16 protein-coding genes and 1 pseudogene are annotated in these 17,057 nt (G+C 65.4%); 5 read left to right on the forward strand and 12 right to left on the reverse strand.

Annotation, left to right across the window (positions count from 1 at the left end):
* The 9 genes and pseudogenes from ACTIFP_RS00005 to ACTIFP_RS00045 all read right to left on the reverse strand — a co-directional run.
* Positions 1-128, reverse strand: a pseudogene (locus ACTIFP_RS00005) (electron transfer flavoprotein subunit alpha/FixB family protein); the annotation flags it as partial.
* Positions 125-874: an electron transfer flavoprotein subunit beta/FixA family protein gene (locus ACTIFP_RS00010; RefSeq protein ID WP_439566676.1), complete on the reverse strand. Its 750-nt coding sequence runs from the start codon at positions 872-874 to the stop codon at positions 125-127. The pseudogene ACTIFP_RS00005 and the gene ACTIFP_RS00010, both read right to left, overlap by 4 nt.
* Before the next feature lie 258 nt (positions 875-1,132).
* Positions 1,133-2,338: an ADP-forming succinate--CoA ligase subunit beta gene (gene sucC / locus ACTIFP_RS00015; protein WP_439566677.1), complete on the reverse strand. Its 1,206-nt coding sequence runs from the start codon at positions 2,336-2,338 to the stop codon at positions 1,133-1,135.
* A 214-nt stretch (positions 2,339-2,552) separates the two neighbouring features.
* A complete protein-coding gene (locus ACTIFP_RS00020) occupies positions 2,553-2,858 on the reverse strand; it encodes a hypothetical protein (protein ID WP_439566678.1) in 306 nt (101 codons plus the stop codon).
* A gap of 6 nt (positions 2,859-2,864) precedes the next feature.
* On the reverse strand, positions 2,865-3,962 hold the full coding sequence (locus ACTIFP_RS00025; protein WP_439566679.1) for a serine hydrolase: 1,098 nt from the start codon (positions 3,960-3,962) through the stop codon (positions 2,865-2,867).
* 169 nt (positions 3,963-4,131) lie between these two features.
* On the reverse strand, positions 4,132-4,824 hold the full coding sequence (msrA, locus tag ACTIFP_RS00030) for a peptide-methionine (S)-S-oxide reductase MsrA (protein WP_439566680.1): 693 nt from the start codon (positions 4,822-4,824) through the stop codon (positions 4,132-4,134).
* Between the two features lie 325 nt (positions 4,825-5,149).
* The gene (locus ACTIFP_RS00035) at positions 5,150-6,361 is read right to left on the reverse strand and encodes a pyridoxal phosphate-dependent aminotransferase (protein ID WP_439566681.1); all 1,212 of its coding nucleotides are present in this window, start codon (positions 6,359-6,361) and stop codon (positions 5,150-5,152) included.
* Positions 6,362-6,564: 203 nt separating this feature from the next.
* The gene (gene pabB, locus ACTIFP_RS00040; RefSeq protein WP_439566682.1) at positions 6,565-8,394 is read right to left on the reverse strand and encodes an aminodeoxychorismate synthase component I; all 1,830 of its coding nucleotides are present in this window, start codon (positions 8,392-8,394) and stop codon (positions 6,565-6,567) included.
* Between the two features lie 36 nt (positions 8,395-8,430).
* Positions 8,431-8,967, reverse strand: coding sequence for a hypothetical protein (locus ACTIFP_RS00045; RefSeq protein ID WP_439566683.1), 537 nt, complete (start codon positions 8,965-8,967; stop codon positions 8,431-8,433).
* Between the two features lie 147 nt (positions 8,968-9,114).
* Here ACTIFP_RS00045 and ACTIFP_RS00050 point away from each other — a divergent pair, with 147 nt between their 5' ends.
* Entirely contained in the window at positions 9,115-10,782 is a 1,668-nt protein-coding gene (locus ACTIFP_RS00050; protein WP_439566684.1) for an AMP-binding protein, read from the forward strand.
* A 114-nt stretch (positions 10,783-10,896) separates the two neighbouring features.
* On the opposite strand, the gene ACTIFP_RS00055 is transcribed toward ACTIFP_RS00050, so the two are convergent.
* From ACTIFP_RS00055 to ACTIFP_RS00065, 3 genes are read right to left on the reverse strand one after another with little or no spacing between them, the layout of a single operon-like run.
* The gene (locus tag ACTIFP_RS00055; RefSeq protein ID WP_439566685.1) at positions 10,897-11,397 is read right to left on the reverse strand and encodes an AAC(3)-I family aminoglycoside N-acetyltransferase; all 501 of its coding nucleotides are present in this window, start codon (positions 11,395-11,397) and stop codon (positions 10,897-10,899) included.
* Positions 11,394-12,347: an alpha/beta fold hydrolase gene (locus ACTIFP_RS00060; protein ID WP_439566686.1), complete on the reverse strand. Its 954-nt coding sequence runs from the start codon at positions 12,345-12,347 to the stop codon at positions 11,394-11,396. The genes ACTIFP_RS00055 and ACTIFP_RS00060 overlap by 4 nt, the downstream gene beginning before the upstream one ends.
* Positions 12,348-12,389: 42 nt before the next feature.
* Positions 12,390-13,022 carry a DUF1579 domain-containing protein gene (locus ACTIFP_RS00065; protein WP_439566687.1) on the reverse strand — a complete coding sequence of 211 codons (633 nt, stop codon included), beginning with the start codon at positions 13,020-13,022 and terminating at the stop codon, positions 12,390-12,392.
* Positions 13,023-13,385: 363 nt separating this feature from the next.
* On the opposite strand from ACTIFP_RS00065, the gene ACTIFP_RS00070 reads away from it, so the two are divergent.
* The 4 genes from ACTIFP_RS00070 to ACTIFP_RS00085 all read left to right on the forward strand — a co-directional run bounded on the left by ACTIFP_RS00070 (position 13,386) and on the right by ACTIFP_RS00085 (position 16,999).
* Positions 13,386-13,817, forward strand: a complete 432-nt coding sequence (locus ACTIFP_RS00070) for a MerC domain-containing protein (RefSeq protein WP_439566688.1) — start codon at positions 13,386-13,388, stop codon at positions 13,815-13,817.
* A 115-nt stretch (positions 13,818-13,932) separates the two neighbouring features.
* Complete coding sequence (locus ACTIFP_RS00075; RefSeq protein WP_439566689.1) at positions 13,933-14,397, forward strand: Fur family transcriptional regulator; 465 nt, start codon at positions 13,933-13,935, stop codon at positions 14,395-14,397.
* Positions 14,398-14,569: 172 nt separating this feature from the next.
* Positions 14,570-15,406, forward strand: coding sequence for a hypothetical protein (locus tag ACTIFP_RS00080; RefSeq protein WP_439566690.1), 837 nt, complete (start codon positions 14,570-14,572; stop codon positions 15,404-15,406).
* 69 nt (positions 15,407-15,475) lie between these two features.
* Complete coding sequence (locus ACTIFP_RS00085; RefSeq protein WP_439566691.1) at positions 15,476-16,999, forward strand: fumarate hydratase; 1,524 nt, start codon at positions 15,476-15,478, stop codon at positions 16,997-16,999.
* Positions 17,000-17,057: the final 58 nt, after the last annotated feature.

Consider the following 17,057-nt stretch of genomic DNA (forward strand, 5'->3'; position numbering starts at 1 on the left):
ACCGCATCGACGCCCGAACCGGCGACGAGCAGATGGACTTCGCCGAGCTTCGACGCGGCGGTGACCACCGCGAGCGTGGCGTCCTTGACGGCCTTGCCGTCATGTTCGACCCAAACCAGAGTTTTCATGAGTGCACTCCCAGCGCTTTCAGCTTGGCAACCAGTTCATCGACATCGGCGACCTTGACCCCGGCCGAGCGGACGGGCGGCTCCGAAACCTTCACCGTCTTGACCCGCGGCGTCGTATCGACGCCGTAATCGGCGGGGGTCTTGGTATCGAGCGGCTTCGACTTCGCCTTCATGATGTTCGGCAGCGAAGCGTAGCGCGGCTCGTTCAGACGAAGGTCGGTGGTGACGATCGCGGGAAGCTTGAGCTTCACCGTCTCGAGGCCGCCGTCGACTTCGCGGGTGACCGAGACATGGTCGCCATCCACATTGACCGCACTGGCGAAAGTGCCCTGCGCCCAGCCGGTCAGCGCGGCGAGCATCTGGCCGGTCTGGTTGTTGTCGTCGTCGATCGCCTGCTTGCCAAGAATGACAAGGCCGGGCTGTTCGGCGTCGGCGATCGCCTTGAATATCTTCGCGAGCGCGAGCGGTTCAACGGCATCGTCGGTCTGCACCAGGATCGCGCGGTCGGCACCCATCGCGAGCGCGGTGCGCAGCGTTTCCTGCGCCTTCGCCGGGCCGACGCTGATCGCGACGATTTCGGTCGCGACGCCCTTTTCCTTCAGGCGGATCGCTTCTTCGACCCCGATCTCGTCGAACGGGTTCATCGACATCTTCACATTGGCCAGGTCGACGCCGGTGCCATCGGACTTGACCCGCGGCTTGACGTTGTAATCGAGCACCCGCTTCACGGGGACGAGGATTTTCATGGGCTCTTGGCTCCTCTCAGCAAATTGTGCACTGCGCCATAGTTGCGCTTTACGTAAACGTCAACCTGACTCCCTTCTCCCTTGAAGGGAGAAGGATAGGAAGCCTTATCGCCGAAGGCGATTAGGCGAACTTGGATGAAGGTGGGCAGAGCTTCGCTCCGCGCGAGCCAAAGGCTCGCAACCCCTCACCCAGCTTCGACTAGCCAGCAAGCTGGCAAGTCTTCGCAACCTTCTCCCGCAAGGGGAGAGGGGATTTCATCACGCCGCGCGAACCTCGGCGACGATCTTCTTGGCCGCGTCGCCAAGGTCGTTTGCCGCCACGATCGGCAGCCCCGAATTGGCGAGGATGTCCTTGCCCTGCTGGACGTTCGTGCCTTCGAGGCGGACGACCAGCGGCACCGACAGATTCACTTCCTTCGCCGCGGCAACGATGCCGTCGGCGATGATGTCGCACTTCATGATGCCGCCAAAGATGTTGACGAGGATGCCCTTCACCGCGGGATCCTTGAGGATGATCTTGAACGCCGCGGTGACCTTTTCCTTGCTCGCGCCGCCGCCGACGTCGAGGAAGTTGGCGGGGAATTCGCCGTTCAATTTGATGATGTCCATCGTCGCCATCGCGAGGCCCGCGCCGTTGACCATGCAGCCGATGTTGCCATCGAGCTTGATGTAGGCGAGGTCATATTCCGACGCCTCGACCTCGGCCGGATCTTCTTCGGTCAGGTCACGCAGTTCGGCGAGATCCTTGTGGCGGAACATCGCATTGCCGTCGAACGCCACCTTGGCGTCGAGGACGAGCAGTTCGTCGCCGTTCGCGCCTTCGCACACCGCGAGCGGGTTGATTTCGATCTGTTCGGCATCGGTGCCGAGGAACGCGGCGTAAAGGCCAGCAAGAACCTTGGCGGCCTGCTTGGCAAGGTCGCCCGACAGGCCGAGCGCCGCGGCGACGCTGCGGCCATGGTGCGGCTGCAGGCCCGTGGCGGGGTCGACGACGATCGTGTGGATCTTTTCGGGCGTATCGTGCGCGACGGTTTCGATGTCCATGCCGCCCTCGGTCGAGGCGACGACCGCGATGCGGCTGGTGGCGCGGTCGACGAGCAGGGCGAGGTAGAATTCCTGCTTAATGTCGGCGCCGTCGGTGATGTAGAGGCGATTGACCTGCTTGCCGGCGTCGCCGGTCTGGATCGTCACCAGCGTGTTGCCAAGCATGTCCTTGGCGTGCGCTTCGACTTCCTCGATCGACTTCGCCAGGCGGACGCCGCCCTTGGCGTCGGGTCCGAGTTCCTTGAACTTGCCCTTGCCGCGGCCACCCGCGTGGATCTGCGATTTCACGACATAAAGCGGCCCGGGGAGCTGCCTTGCCGCGGCGACGGCTTCTTCGACGCTCATCGCGGCAATGCCCTTGGGCACCGCGACACCAAATTTTGCGAGCAGTTCTTTCGCCTGATATTCGTGGATGTTCATGAGGTCTGCCGGGCCTTTCGAGTCTGGGGCGGGGACAATTGGCGCCGCCTAAGCACAAGTTTGGCGGCAAGGCTACCCCTGGGGCAGCAAGAGATTCTATCCGTCGCGGCGAGCAAACTTATCCGTTCGTCATCCCGGCGAAGGCCGGGATCTCGCCGGTGCGCCTTGTCCCGAGGTTGAGATCCCGGCCTTCGCCGGGATGACGACAGCGGTTCTAGCGGAAAGCGCAGAGCGCCGCCGAGCTTGTCGTGACCGTCAAGATCTCGGGGTCTTTGAGCGCGCGGACCTTGTGAAGGAACTGGTTCAGCGACAAATCGCTCATCCGCTTGTCCTTCAGGCTCGACAGCGAGCCAAGGCGGCGTAGCTGGAGCAGCGACAGCCGGTCGACCATGCGTTCGGCCATGCACGACGCGATCGCCTGCGACAGCCCGGCATTGACCAGCCCGGTGCGCAGCCGCGTTTCGGGGGTGGCGCAGGCGGCAAGCGCGAGCAGCGACAAGGACAGAACAACGATACGCATCAGCGATTATCTTCCATGAAATTCGGCGACAGCGCCCGACACCGCCTGCATCAGCGCCATGCGCGCGGGAACCGGCGACGTCGTGCTGCCCATCATCACCACGATCGCATAGCGGGTGCCGTCGGGCGCGGTGGCGATGCCGATGTCGTTATAGCCCGCGGTCATGCCGTTCAAATTCTGGCCCGTCCCGGTTTTGTGCAGGAATTTCCAGCCGGGCGGCAGCCCGGCCTTGAGCCGCTTGGGGCCGCTTTTCGTCCGGCCCATCACCCCGAGCAGATAGTCGGTCGATTCGGGCGACAACAGCGTCCCGCGCGCCAGCCGGGTCAGCGCGCTGGCGATCGCCGCCGGGCTGGCGCCGTCCATCGGATTGGCGAGATAATTGTCCATCGCGGCGCGGCGCGTCGCCGGGGCGAGCGCGGCGCGGGCATTTTCGAAATTGCGCGCGACCGAATAGCTTTGCTGCCACGACATCCCGGCAATGCCGCTTTGCAGCAGGCGTTCGCCGGGGCCGAAACGGATTGCACCCAGGTCTTTTTTCGCCATGAAGGCGCGCACCGTGCCCGGCCCGCCGATCGTGCGCAGCAGGCTGTCGTTCGCGGTATTGTCGCTCTGCGTGATCGCGGTTTCGATCAGGCTGCGGACGGTCATCGTCACCGACCCTTCGCTGCGAACGCGCGCGGCGAGCGGCTGGTAGAACAGCGTCAGATCCTCGGGACCGATCCGCACCGGCTGGTCGAGCCGCAGCCGCCCCTGATCGACCGCGTCGAGCGCCGCCAGGCTGACCCACAGCTTCGACACGCTTTGCTGCGGGAACAGCTCGCCGCCGCGCTCGGCAATCGCCCATTCGCCGTCGATCCGCTGCACCGCGATCCCGGTCTTGCCCGGAAAGGCGCGCCACAGGAAATGGATGCGCTCGGTCAGCCCGGCGGGGGCGCGGCGAAAACCGGGATCGAGGGGGCCGATCGGGCGCGGCATGGCCGACCGCACCGGCTGGCCGATCGGGACCGTCACCGAACCCGCGGGCCGCGGCGCCGCCGCCTGCGAACGCGCCGGCGGCACGATCGCGGCACTGCTGACACAGCCCGCAAGCACGGCGGCGCTCATCGTCATGGCGAGGAGCGGCCGGCCCGATAACTTCAACTTCATGCAAACCCCGCAAGCTGCGACTTGTATAAAATCCCCGGCCTTCTGGTCTCGCACGCGGGCAAGGCGGACCAGCGGTTTGCGACGAATGATTCCTCTGGCGCGACGAGCGGCGGAACCGCGCGGATTTCTAAGGCGCGGGCGCCGCGCGCACTATCGCGGGGAACAGCCGCTTCAGCGCCGCCAGCTTCGGCGCGTCCCAGCGAACGATATAGCCGTTCGACGGGTTGCGGCGCATAAAATCCTGATGACTGGGTTCGGCGGGGTAAAAGCGTTTGTAGCTTTCGACCGGCACGACGATCGGCCGCGCGAAATATTTGCCCTTGCCGATCTGCGCCAGATAGCTGGTCGCGACCTGGCGCTGGACCGCGTCCAGCGGAACGATCGCGGCGCGATATTGCGAGCCGACGTCGGGCCCCTGGCGATTCTTGAGCGTCGGGTCGGCGACGACTGAAAACAGCACCCGCAGCAAGGTGCCATAGCTGACTTGGCTGGGGTCATAAACGATCCGCACCGCCTCGGCATGGCCCGACCGACCGTCGTGGGTCAGTTCATATTTCGCGGTGGCGGCGCTGCCGCCATGATAGCCCGATTCGACCGAGATGACGCCCTTCACATGCGAAAAGACGCCCTCGACCCCCCAGAAACAGCCGCCCGCGAGCACTGCGGTGGCCCGCTTGGCCTTGACCGCGGGATCGACGGCGGCGGCGGGCAGTTTAACGATGCTTTCGGCCTGCGCCGGGGCGCATTGCGCGACCAAGGCGCTGGCGGCCAGCGCCGCGACGACGCGAAAAAAAGATCTGCGGCGCGGTGGTGCCGTCACGCCGGGATCGGCAGCGCCGGCTGATTGAGGACGATGAACGTCGCACCAATAGCAAAGCCGGCAAGCATGGTCAGGAACCAGTCGGAGCGGAGGAGAGTGAGCATGGGAGCCTCTTTTTTTCATATCTGTCGTTCGCGGCCAGAACCGCTTTGGTTACACCGACGATATGGAGCGCCCCGACCAGCCGTGCAGTGATGACCGTCACCCTAAACAGGATGGCTTACTATCCGGTGAACCGGGCGCTTAACCGCGGTTCAGCTTCAGATAGGGCCGGCCGCGCCCATTACAAGACCGATCGGTATAGAATTCCTATGCGATCGCGGCTTCAGCGCAGCGCCGCGCACGCCTGCTGGATGCGCACGCACGCCTCCTTCAGCACCGCTTCCGACGTCGCATAGGATACGCGGAACGCGGGCGAGAGGCCGAACGCCCCGCCGTGCACCGCCGCGACCTTCGCCGCGTCGAGGAAATAGTCGATCAGTGCCTCGTCGCTGTCGATCAGCGCGCCGTCGGGAGTTTTCTTGCCCATGCAGCCGCTGGCATCGGGATAGACATAGAAAGCGCCGTCGGGGGTCGGGCAGCTGAGACCCGGGGCGTCGTTGAGCATCGCGACGACCATGTCGCGGCGCTTGCGGAACGCGGCGTTGCGGTCGTCGAGGAACTGCTGCGGCCCGCCGAGCGCGGCGGCGGCGGCGGCCTGCGCGATCGAACAGGGGTTCGACGTCGATTGCGACTGGAGCTTGCCCATCGCCTTGATGATCCACGCCGGGCCGCCCGCGTAACCGATGCGCCAGCCGGTCATCGCATAAGCTTTCGAACAGCCGTTCACCGTCAGGATGCGATCGGCAAGGTCGGGGCAGCGCTGGGCAAAGGTCGAAAATTCGAAATCGGCGTACCAGACATGCTCGTACATATCATCGGTCATCACCATGACATGCGGGTGTTGGCGGACAACCTCGCCCAGCGCGTCGAGTTCTTCGCCCGAATACGCGGCGCCCGACGGGTTCGACGGCGAATTCAGCATCACCCAGCGCGTCTTCGGGGTGATCGCGGCGTCGAGCTGCGCCGGGGTGATCTTGTAATTCTGCGCCGCGCTGCCTTCGATGATCACCGGCGTGCCGCCCGCAAAGGCGACGATGTCGGGATAGCTGACCCAATAGGGCGCCGGGATGATCACCTCGTCGCCCTTGTCGACCGTCGCGACGAGCGCGTTGAACAAAGTATGCTTGCCGCCGACATTGACCGAAATCTGGTCGAGGCCGAACTCCAGCCCGTTGTCGCGGCGGAACTTGCCGCGGATCGCTTCCTTCAGCGCCACCGTCCCGTCGACCAGCGTATATTTGGTCTGACCATTGCGGATCGCCTCGATCGCGGCTTCCTTGACGAAATCGGGGGTGTCGAAATCGGGTTCGCCGGCCGAAAGGCCGATCACGTCGACGCCCGCCGCTTTCAGCGCCGATACGCGCGCGGTCATCGCGAGCGTCGCCGACGGCTGGATACGTTTCAGGGCGGCGGAGATATGCGGCTTCAGCGACATGGACGGTCTTTCCTTCGCGGGCAAATTGACAGGAAATTGCGCGGCCGCGCGTAGAGCCTCCGCCCGCAGTTCGCAAGCACAGCGTCGCATAATTTACGAATGCAGGGCAGCGCCGAGCGAGAGGACAGACAGCACTCGGTCTTACGGCCGGGCTGACTCTCCCGACCACTGCGGCGACTTTCTAACAGATCGACCGCGCAGCGTCATTGCACTATTTTGTCCACCAGCCGCGCCGGGATCAGCCCGCGCAGTGAATTACCGATGAAGAAGCCATCCGCCAGGTCGGCGAGCCGCAGATGCGATTCGACCGCGCGCCCCTTGTCGATCAGCTCGGCGCGCAGCACCCCGGGCAGCAACCCCAGCGCGAGCGGCGGGGTCAGCAGCTGGCCGTCGCGTTCGACAAAGATGTTGCTCCAACTGCCCTCGGTAACAAAACCCGGCTCGTCGACAAAAACCACCTCGGCGGCGCCGCTGTCCAACCGCGCGGCGTCATAGGCGGCGCGCTGGCTCGTCTTGTGCGCCAGGCGGAAATCGTCGGCGGCCATCGGCGTCGGCCGCACCGCGACCGGCACCGGCAGTTCGGCAAGCCGCGGCAGCGGCGATACCTCGACCGCCAGCGCCCCCGACGGCGCCAGCCGCATCCGCACCCTTGCCGCGCTGCGCAGCCGGAAGGTCGCCGATTGCAGGCTGTTGCGCGCGCCGTGGCGATCAAAGGTAAAGCCGAGCGCCGCGGCGCTGGCCTTCATCCGCGCCAGATGCCCCTCCAGCCGCTGGACCCCCTCGACGGGATCGAAGAACATGGTTTCGATCAGGTCGAAACGCGCCCCCGCTGCTCCCACAAATTCCCCCTTCGCCAGACATTCGCGCCATTCCTCAGCCGGCCGGCTGTCGGCGACAATTCCCGAACCCAATCCCAGCGTGGCGCGATTTGCGCCATCGTGCAAGCCATCCCCGCGCGGCAGCACCAGCGTCCGGATCGCGACGTTGAACGCCGCGTCGCCACCGGGTTCGATGAAACCGATCGAACCCGTGTACAGTCCGCGCGCGCCTGCCTCTAGTTCGTCGATGATTTCCATCGCGCGCACCTTGGGCGCGCCGGTGATCGAGCCGCAGGGAAAGGCGGCGCGCAGCACATCGACCGCGCCGATACCTGCGGGCAGGCGCGCGCTGACGTCGGAGACGAGCTGGTGGATCGTCGGAAAGCTTTCGACGCGGAACAGGTCGGGCACCGCGACCGACCCCGGCACCGCGACGCGCGACAGGTCGTTGCGGATCAGATCGACGATCATCAGATTTTCGGCGCGCTGCTTGGGATCGCCCGCCAGCTCGCGCGCCGCCGCCGCGTCGGCCTCTGCGTCAGCCTGCCGCGTGGCGGTACCCTTCATCGGCCGCGCCATCACCTGGCCCTCGCGCAGCGCGAAGAACAGCTCGGGCGAATGCGACACGATCGCGCGCTCGCCGGTCCAGATCACTCCGCCATAGCCCGCGCGCGCCGTCTGCCGCAGTCGCGCGTGGATCGCGAGCGGATTGCCCAGCACCGGCACGTCGGCGCGAAAGGTCAAATTCGCCTGATAAATGTCGCCGGCGTCGATCAGCGCCAGCACCGCCTCGACCGCCGCCAGATAATCGGCGCGCGTCACCCGCGGCGCGACGGCGCCCACCCACGCCGCTTCGGGATCGGGCAGCAGCGCTGGTACCGCATCGGCGTCGATCCGCACCACGCCGCCGAACAGCCCGAACCAGCCGAGCGGCGCATCGCCGTCGCCTGCCGAACCGACCGGACCACGCCACGCCGGCGCCAGCGCCTGGCCCGCTTCATAGGCCAGATAACCCGCGGCATGGAGCCCGCGCGCCTGCGCCGCCTGCAGCGCTGCCAGCAGGTCGGGCACCTCCGCCGCCGAACGCGCGGTCAGTATCTCGACCGGATCGACGAACAGCCGCGCCGCGGCCGCGCCCTGCGCGCGCGCATCGTCGAGCAGGACAAAGGGCGGCGCGCCCGCCTCGGCCCCGGGAATCGCGATCTCACCCGCCACGACGACCCTGGCTCCCGGCGTGATCGCGCGCGGCGATCAGCGGTCGCGCTTCATGCGAATGCCGCGGCCGCCCTCGATGCTCGCGAAATAGCTGCCCATCGATGCGACCCGGATTTTGACCTTTTGCCCCGGCTTGGGCTGCCGCGCCAATTGGGTGGAATCGATCTGCACCCACACCGCATCATCCTCCATCACCAGCGTATATTTGCCCGAGCGGTCGACGCTGGCCGAACGGAGCGTCGTTTCGATCTCCTTGACCTCATCCTCATCGCCGCCGAAGATTCCGCCGAGCTTGGGAAAGGAAAAGCCGAACAGGCCGCGCCGCGCCTTTTTCGCGGTCTCGCGGTCGGTGAAGGTAATCTCGCGCGCGGTGTCGGCGCTCGACAGCTCGCCGACCTCGCGGTCGAAACAGGCGAGGCGGGCGGCCGGATCAGCGATGTCGCGGCAGGCATAAAGTTCCTGAATCTGCACCGGACGCGCCGTCGGCGCCTTGTCCTTGGCCGCGGCCGGCACGGCGATGGCGCCGGCAAGCAGGGCGAGCGGGATGGCGACGCGCGATGACAGCTGCAACATGGCAAAAACCCCCTGGCGAGAAAGATGGCTCTGCCTAGCGGGGCCGACCGCGCGCCGCAAGCGCGCCCGGTTGCGATGTCGGCTTACTGACCCTAGTGTCAGGAAAGCCGTGGCAATGGCATAGGGACGAGAGGATTTTTTCGGGCAATGGACAGCGAATTTTCCTGGGCGAGCGACTATCATCACCCGACGATCTGGGACCAGTCCTTCGCGCCGCTGTCGCTGCCCGACATGTTCGCCGCCAGCGTGGAGCGGCGCGGCGATGCGGCAATGCTCGATTTCCTCGGCCGCCGCTTCAGCTATGTCGAGGTCGCGCGCGGCGCGGCGCGCGTCGCGCGCGGCCTCCAGCAACTTGGACTCGGCAAGGGCAGCCGCGTCGGCCTGTTCCTGCCCAACGTCCCGCATTATGTCGCCGCTTATTATGGCGCGCTCGCCGCCGGGGCGACGGTGGTCAATTTCTCGCCGCTCTACACCGCCCGCGAGCTGGAGGAGCAGGTCGAGGATTCGGGCACCGACACATTGTTCACGGTCAGTGCCGCGGCGCTGTTGCCCACCGCGCTCAAAGTGCTCGACGGCTCAAGCCTCCAGCGGCTCGTCGTCGGCTCGGTCGCCGGGGGGCTGCCCGCCACGAAGTCGGCGCTCTACCGCCTGTTCAAGCGCGCCGAGATCGCGCCGCTGCCCGCCGATCCGCGCATCATCCGCTTTTCGGCGCTGATTGCCAACGACGGGCGGCCCAATCCGGTGGCGATCGACGCGGAAACCGACATCGCGCTGATCCAATATACCGGCGGCACCACCGGGACGCCCAAGGGCGCGAAGCTGACGCACCAGAATCTGACCGCCAACGCGCGGCAGGTGAACGCGATCGATCCCGACCATGACGCCGACGATCGCATTCTCGGCGTGCTCCCCTTCTTTCACGTCTTCGCCAACACCTGCGTGCTCAACCGCACGATCCTCAACGGCGGCACGATCACGATGCTGCCGCGCTTCGATGCGAAGCAGGCGCTGGCGGCGATCACCCGGACGCGGACCACCGCGCTGCCCGGGGTGCCGACGATGTATCAAGCGCTACTCGACCATCCCGACCTCGCGCGGACCGATTTCTCGTCGCTGCGCATCTGTATTTCGGGCGGCGCGCCGATGCCCGCCGAGCTGCGCGAGAAATTCACCGCCGCGACCGGCGCCGCGCTCGTCGAGGGCTATGGCCTGACCGAAAGCTCGGGGGTCGTCGCGACCAACCCCTATGACGGCCCGGTGCGGCCCGGCACGATCGGCCAGCCGCTGCCCGCGACGCGCATCCGCCTGCTCGACAAGGAAGACCCGGCCAAGGCCGCGCCCGCGGGCGAACCCGGCGAGCTGGCGGTCAAGGGGCCGCAGATCATGCAGGGCTATTGGAACCGCCCCGACGCCGATCTCGACAGCTTCACCGCGGACGGCTGGCTGCGCACCGGCGACGTCGCGGTGGTCGAGGAGGGCGGCTATATCCGCATTGTCGACCGGCTGAAGGACATGATCGCGGTCGGCGGCTTCAAAGTCTATCCGAGCGTGATCGAGGCGCATCTTTACGAGCATCCCGCGGTCAAGGAAGCGATCGTGCTCGGCGTCCCCGACGCCTATCGCGGCGAGGCGCCCAAGGCCTTTGTGACGCTGGAGGAAGGGTTCGAGATATCGGGCGAAGCCCTCGCCGCCTGGCTCAACCCGCGGCTCGGCAAGCACGAACGGGTGAACGCGGTCGAAGTGCGGCTGAACCTGCCCAAGACGATGATCGGCAAGCTCGACCGCAAGGCGCTCAGGGCCGAGGAAGGAGGCTGATGATCACCCACCGGCCGGTGAAGGCGCACGGGACACGCTCCGGCAGCCTCGGGGCTACGGCTCAACTTCGACAGGAGAAACGCGGATGCGGCAATATGGCACTTGTGTCAGCGTCTAAAGATTGATGTCGAAATGTAGCACTTCTTGGCGAACGCCGAGCGACTCATAGAGCGCGATGGCCGGCTCATCGCCATGGTCTGCCTGAACGAAAACCGCCCATACGCCGCGCTCTAACGCGATTTCTTTGAGATGCCCGATGAGGGTGGTCGCGACACCGCGTCGTCGATATTCTGAGGCGACGGCGAGATCATAGATGTAGAACTCTCGGCGCCTTTGCTCGAACTTTTCGAACTCATAAGCAACCAGGCCGCCCACGACCGCCGTGCCTGCAATTGCCACGAGAACCAGAACATTCTCTTTCGCGAGCAGTTCGGTCAAATAGGTGTCGGTCGGCGGTGCGCCTTGATAAGTGCCGGGGTCATCGAACGCATCGCCGAACAACGCGTTCAAGCCATGAAGCCGCGTCACGTCAGCCGGGCCGAGCCGACGAACGCTCATCGGCGCCAGCATCTCTGCCGCATCGGTCGCTTCATGGACTGATCGCCGGTCCGTCACGGATAGTCCTTCATCTGTCCGTCCCGGACAACATCGGCCCAACTTTTCATTCCGTTCTTGCCGTTTAGAAACGGCAGCGCAGCACGCACCATGTCGGGAGCCATGAAGCTTTCGTAGTGGGTTACGTCGGGTAGGATGGCCAACCGGTTGCGCGCCATGTGCTCCCTCTGCCAGCCAGCATCTTTTAGCCCGCCGTTCAGCTTCTGATAGAAGGCAACGATATGTTCGGGCCGGATCATATCTGAATCGCCGTAGATCAGCATGACCGGCATGGTCAGCTTGTCGACGGCCGCCGAATAGTCATAAGGCTCGCGCAGCAGCCTCCCCATCTCGTCGAGCAGCCGAGGAAACTCGGCGGCGTCGGGCGCGACCGCTACGTAAGACTGATACATTGGCGTGTCGATCATCGCCGCGGCCGACGCCGCGCTCAGTTGCGCCTGCTGCGGCAACATCTCGGGAAAAAAGCCATCGCGGGCAAAGGGGACCGAGACCAGAACGAGGCGGCGTACCTTATTTGGCGAATGTGCGGCGAGGTGAAGCGCAGCCCAACCACCAAATGAATAGCCGAGAACATCGATCTCGTCGTGGCCGAGCCGATTCACAAGAATTGCCAGGTCGGCACCGATGTCGGCCATATCGATCGAGCGCTTGCCAAGCCCGGTACGGCCGTGGCCGTGTAAATCAACGGCGATCACCCGCCGGTTCGTCGCCAGGGTCGGCAGAATCGGGGCATACATTTCGGTCGAGCCCAGTCCGCCATGCAGAAGGAGCAGAGGTTCGCCCTTGCCGCGTATTTCATAATAATAGTCGACACCGTTTATCGCGTGGCGGCCGGTCGATGGGCTATCGTCCTTCGACGCAATCGGTTTCTCTCCGGCGTTCACCGCGACCGGTGTCGTTACGGCAACCGCAGCGGCCGCCAATGCCGCAAAAAGCTTTGCCTTCAACATTCATCGTTCCTTGTTCGCATAGCTCATGATTTTGCTGCTAGCTCAAGAAACCGCTTTGCCGGCGACAACGCGGGTAAAGTCCATGTGCCAGTTTTCTTCCCAGGTTGCGCCGCCGTCGGTCGAAAAGGCCTGATCCCAATGGGCGGTGCTCGAGGTGATTTTCGTCCAGCGGAACCGGACCTTTACCGGCCGCCCATCATGGACGTCGTCGCCGATAAATATGCCCACCCCATCTTCGAAACCGCCCCGCACGGGCGGTTCGATATTGGCTGCTCGCGAGTCGAGCCACCAGATCGACCATTGCCGCGTGTCGGGATTAAAGGCTCGGATTCCTACCGCTTGGTAGGTTCCCGACGGCAGTTCCAGGACGTTGTCATCGACGTTGCCGTATCCGCCCATGGTTTTCCAGTTGACGCAGGTGCCATCGAATTCCTGCCACTCGGTGCTGCCCACAAGCCGCCCCTTCAAACGACGATGGCGAACGGACCAGCTCCCGACAAGAAAGTCCCAGTCACTCAACGCACCCATGGGGGCAAGTTCCTGCGCGCCTTCGCTTTGTCCCGCGACAGCCGCGGCAGGAAGAAAACCGCCCGCCAGCACCATCGCTGCCCCGGCCCCGGTCACAGTCGTGGCGACCACCGCGCGGCGTGTATGCGACTTTCCCTTTTCGTTCATTCTATGTGCTCCCTGGACGCCTGTGCCGCGCGACATTGCGTCGATGTTATCTGATCGAGAAGCCACGGCCGGATTTGGTATCGCGACGATATGAAGCATTGGAAATCCCGCTCCGCAACTACTCGGAACGTTATCAACTCGGCGGGGGAGCGACTGAATCGACCTGCACGTAGTGGAACACTATGGCGCCGCGAAAGCTGCCACTGCAATTTTTTCGAACCTTTGAATTCCCGCTACCAGCTTCGCTGGACCGGCATTCGGGGCGGTGACGAGAGACATGGCGGCGGCGGTTGCAATGAGACATTGTAACCTTTGTCATGTTATGCCATATCCGGCATCGCAATTGCCCCAACGGAGAATCGGGTGACCCAAGTCGCCAGCCCTGCCCCTGTCCTGACGCGCTTCGGCGCGGTGGTGCGGGCTGCGCGCGACGCGCGGCCGCTGACGTCACTCAGCGGCGACCAGCTGGCGATGGGACTGTCGGGACTGTGCCTCGTCCATTGTCTGGCCAGCACGATCCTGTTCGCCTCGATCGCTTCGGTCGGGGTCGCGTTCGACAACCATCTGTTCCACGAGGTCGGGCTGATCATCGCGATCGGCTTTGCGCTTGTGACGCTTGTCTCGGGCGTCCTCAGCCACGGTTACATGATGCCGTTTGCGGTCGGCAGCTTCGGGCTCGGCATGATGGCGGGCGCGCTGTCGCGGCCGCACGACGGCAGCGAAGTGCTGGCGACGATGATCGGCGTCGCCGTCGTCGCCTTGGGCCACGACCTCAACCGCCGCGCCAGACACTGACGACGCCACGGACCCGGCGCCGGAATGGACCGGTCCGCCGCTTGCGGGGGCCGTGTAAACAGCCTACATTGGGATGATAGTTGGCGCGGGATTTCCCGCGCGTGAGGAACAGTCCATGGGCAAGCATGACCATCCGCACGTCGAGGCCAGCGGCGCCTCGCTCGCCAAGGCGGCGCAGACCGCGCTCGAGGGCGCGGGCGAAGCGTGGACCGACATGCGCGCGCAAATTTTCGATGCGGTCGCCGCGATCGGCAAGCCCGCCAGCGCCTATGAAATCGCCGACATCGTGTCGCAAAAGCGCGGGAAGCGGGTGGCGCCGAACAGCGTCTATCGTATCCTCGACCTGTTCGTCGCCAACAACCTCGTCCGCCGCGTCGAAAGCGCCAACGCCTTTGTCGCCAACAGCCATCCCGGTTGCCTCCACGACTGCATCTTCCTGATCTGCGACAGCTGCGGGAGCGCGGTGCATGTCGATGATGACAAGCTGTCGACCGGCGTTCGCGCTGCCGCCAACGCGACGGGCTTCGCTGCCGAGCGCCCGGTGATCGAGGTGCGCGGTAAATGCGCCGAGTGCCAATAGGGTGAGCCGCCGCGCTTCGGAGCCGGCCCCTATATTCCTTCATCAGGTTAGAGCTGTTCCCCGGCGAAAGCTGGGGCCCAGGGCGTCATTGCGCAACGCCTGTTTTCTAACGCCCTGGACCCCGGCTTTCGCCGGGGAGCAGCTACGGGGTGGACCGGGATAAGCGCCAACGATGGTCAGGGGGCTCCAACAGTGGATCGAAGTGCAGCGGTCGCGCCCGCCCGCACCGACGCGCTGGTGGATCGCCACCTTGGCATTCGGCATCGCGGTGGTGCTGTTCGGCCTCCACCTGACGCAGGTCTTTCCGCAAGCGGGGCATGACATCGCCCCCGGTTATGGGCCGCCCGTCCTCGCGTTTGAATTTGCCGGTGGGCAAGCCGACCTCGAAGCGATCTTCGGTTTCTTCACCGACCCGCAGCAGGTGACACGGCTGGCCGCGATGCGCGCGGGGAACGAGCAGGATTATCTCTACATGCTGCTCTATGCCGGGTTCCTGACCAGCGGCTGCCTTGCGCTCTGGCGCGAGCTGCGCGCGCGGGCGGTGCTGGCCGCGGCGGCGCTCCCGGTCGCGGCGGCGCTGTGCGATGGTTATGAAAACTGGCTGCTGTTCGACATCCAGGCTGCCTTTACCGCGGGCGAATATTCGCCCGCCATGGCCAGTCTGCCCTATCCGGTCGCGGCGAAATTCCTGTTGCTGGCGGCGACCAATGTCGCGATCGGCGCCGCGGCGACGCAGCTGGGGCGCTGGTGGGCGCTGTTCGGCACCGTTGCGATCCTCGCCGCGATCCCGACCGTGATGGCGATCATCACCCCCGCCGCCTTTGCCTGGGCACTGATCCCCTCCGCGGCGGGCGGCTGGATCCTGCTGCTTGCGCTGGCCGCGGCGGGCAGCTGGCGCGCGCTGGTCCAGAAACGCCCGCTGGTCGATTTCGCGCCGACCGCCCCCTCCGCCGACGTGCCGCAAACCGCCGCGATGCCGCGCGCAGGGTTCGGCCGTCGCCGTAGCTGACCCCCTTTCCACCCTGCGCCGCCGGGTCTAGGGAAGCGCGAATCCCGCAAACAGGGCGAAAGGCTGCACATGAACAATGTCATCATCCGCGAGGACGACCTGGTCGAAACCATCGCCGACGCGCTCCAGTACATCAGCTATTTTCATCCGATGGACTATATCCGCGCATTGGGCGCCGCGTACGAACGCGAAGTCTCGCCCGCCGCGAAGGACGCGATGGCGCAGATCCTATCGAACAGCCGCATGTGCGCCGAGGGGCACCGCCCGATCTGCCAGGACACCGGCATCGTCACCGTCTTCATCAAATGGGGCATGGACTGCCGCCTCGACAGCCCGCGCAGCCTGCAGCAGGTCGTCGACGAGGGCGTGCGCCGCGCCTATCTGCACCCCGAAAACAAGCTCCGCGCCTCGATCCTCGCCGACCCGGCGTTCAGCCGCGTGAACACCAAGGACAACACGCCGTCGGTGCTCAACGTCGAAATGGTTCCGGGCGCGAAGGTCCATATCGACGTCGCCGCGAAGGGCGGCGGCAGCGAGAACAAGTCGAAGTTCAAGATGATGAACCCGTCGGATTCGATCGTCGACTGGGTGCTCGAAATGGTGCCGCAGATGGGCGCCGGCTGGTGCCCGCCGGGCATGCTCGGCATCGGCATCGGCGGCACCGCCGAAAAGGCGATGCTGCTCGCCAAACAGTCGCTGATGGACCCGATCGACATGACCGAGCTGCTCGCGCGCGGGCCGGCGTCGCCGACCGAGGAACTGCGCATCGAGCTGTATGAAAAGGTCAACGCGCTCGGCATCGGCGCGCAGGGGCTAGGCGGGCTTGCGACCGTGCTCGACGTCAAGATCGCCGACTGGCCGACCCACGCCGCGTCGAAGCCGGTCGCGATGATCCCCAACTGCGCCGCGACAAGACATGCTCATGTGACGCTCGACGGCAGCGGCCCGGCGTTCCTCGAACCCCCGGTGCTCGCCGACTATCCGCAGATCGACTGGCAGCCCGATACCGCCGCGATCCGCGTCGACCTCGACACCCTGACGCCCGAAGTCGTTGCGAGCTGGAAACAGGGTGATCGCATCCTCCTCAACGGCAAGATGCTCACCGGCCGCGATGCCGCGCACAAACGCATCGCCGAGATGCTGGCCAAGGGCGAGGAGTTGCCGGTCAGCTTCCGCGACCGCGTCATCTATTATGTCGGCCCGGTCGATCCGGTCGGCGAAGAAGTCGTCGGCCCCGCGGGCCCGACGACCGCGACGCGCATGGACAAGTTCATGGACATGATGCTGGGTCAGGGGCTGCTCGCCTGCGTCGGCAAGGCCGAACGCGGCCCCGCCGCGACGCAGGCGATCGCCAAGCACAAGAGCGCCTATCTGATGGCGGTCGGCGGCGCCGCCTACCTCGTGGCGCGCGCGATCAAGGGCAGCCAGGTCGTCGGCTTCGCCGACCTCGGCATGGAAGCGATCTACGAGTTCGAGGTGCAGGACTTCCCGGTCACCGTCGCGGTCGACAGCGAAGGCCAGAATGTCCACGTCAACGCGCCGATGCTGTGGCAGAAGCGGATCAAGGATGAGGGGTTGCTGGAGGGGGCTTGATCGCCCCCGCCGTCACCCCGGCGAAGGCCGGGATCGCGCCGGTGCCGCCTTGCCATGT

Origin of the sequence: Sphingopyxis sp. (genome assembly GCF_051861155.1) — a bacterium.
Taxonomy (GTDB): Bacteria; Pseudomonadota; Alphaproteobacteria; order Sphingomonadales; family Sphingomonadaceae; genus Sphingopyxis.

Bases quoted from the DNA above. Each gene is read 5' to 3' on its own strand.
- ACTIFP_RS00010 (WP_439566676.1), bottom strand. From the start codon at position 874: ATGAAAATCCTCGTCCCCGTGAAGCGGGTGCTCGATTACAACGTCAAG.
- sucC (WP_439566677.1), bottom strand. From the start codon at position 2,338: ATGAACATCCACGAATATCAGGCGAAAGAACTGCTCGCAAAATTTGGT.
- ACTIFP_RS00020 (WP_439566678.1), bottom strand. From the start codon at position 2,858: ATGCGTATCGTTGTTCTGTCCTTGTCGCTGCTCGCGCTTGCCGCCTGC.
- ACTIFP_RS00025 (WP_439566679.1), bottom strand. From the start codon at position 3,962: ATGAGCGCCGCCGTGCTTGCGGGCTGTGTCAGCAGTGCCGCGATCGTG.
- ACTIFP_RS00035 (WP_439566681.1), bottom strand. From the start codon at position 6,361: ATGTCGCTGAAGCCGCATATCTCCGCCGCCCTGAAACGTATCCAGCCG.
- ACTIFP_RS00045 (WP_439566683.1), bottom strand. From the start codon at position 8,967: ATGTTGCAGCTGTCATCGCGCGTCGCCATCCCGCTCGCCCTGCTTGCC.
- ACTIFP_RS00050 (WP_439566684.1), top strand. From the start codon at position 9,115: ATGGACAGCGAATTTTCCTGGGCGAGCGACTATCATCACCCGACGATC.
- ACTIFP_RS00060 (WP_439566686.1), bottom strand. From the start codon at position 12,347: ATGTTGAAGGCAAAGCTTTTTGCGGCATTGGCGGCCGCTGCGGTTGCC.
- ACTIFP_RS00065 (WP_439566687.1), bottom strand. From the start codon at position 13,022: ATGAACGAAAAGGGAAAGTCGCATACACGCCGCGCGGTGGTCGCCACG.
- ACTIFP_RS00075 (WP_439566689.1), top strand. From the start codon at position 13,933: ATGGGCAAGCATGACCATCCGCACGTCGAGGCCAGCGGCGCCTCGCTC.
- ACTIFP_RS00080 (WP_439566690.1), top strand. From the start codon at position 14,570: ATGGTCAGGGGGCTCCAACAGTGGATCGAAGTGCAGCGGTCGCGCCCG.
- ACTIFP_RS00085 (WP_439566691.1), top strand. From the start codon at position 15,476: ATGAACAATGTCATCATCCGCGAGGACGACCTGGTCGAAACCATCGCC.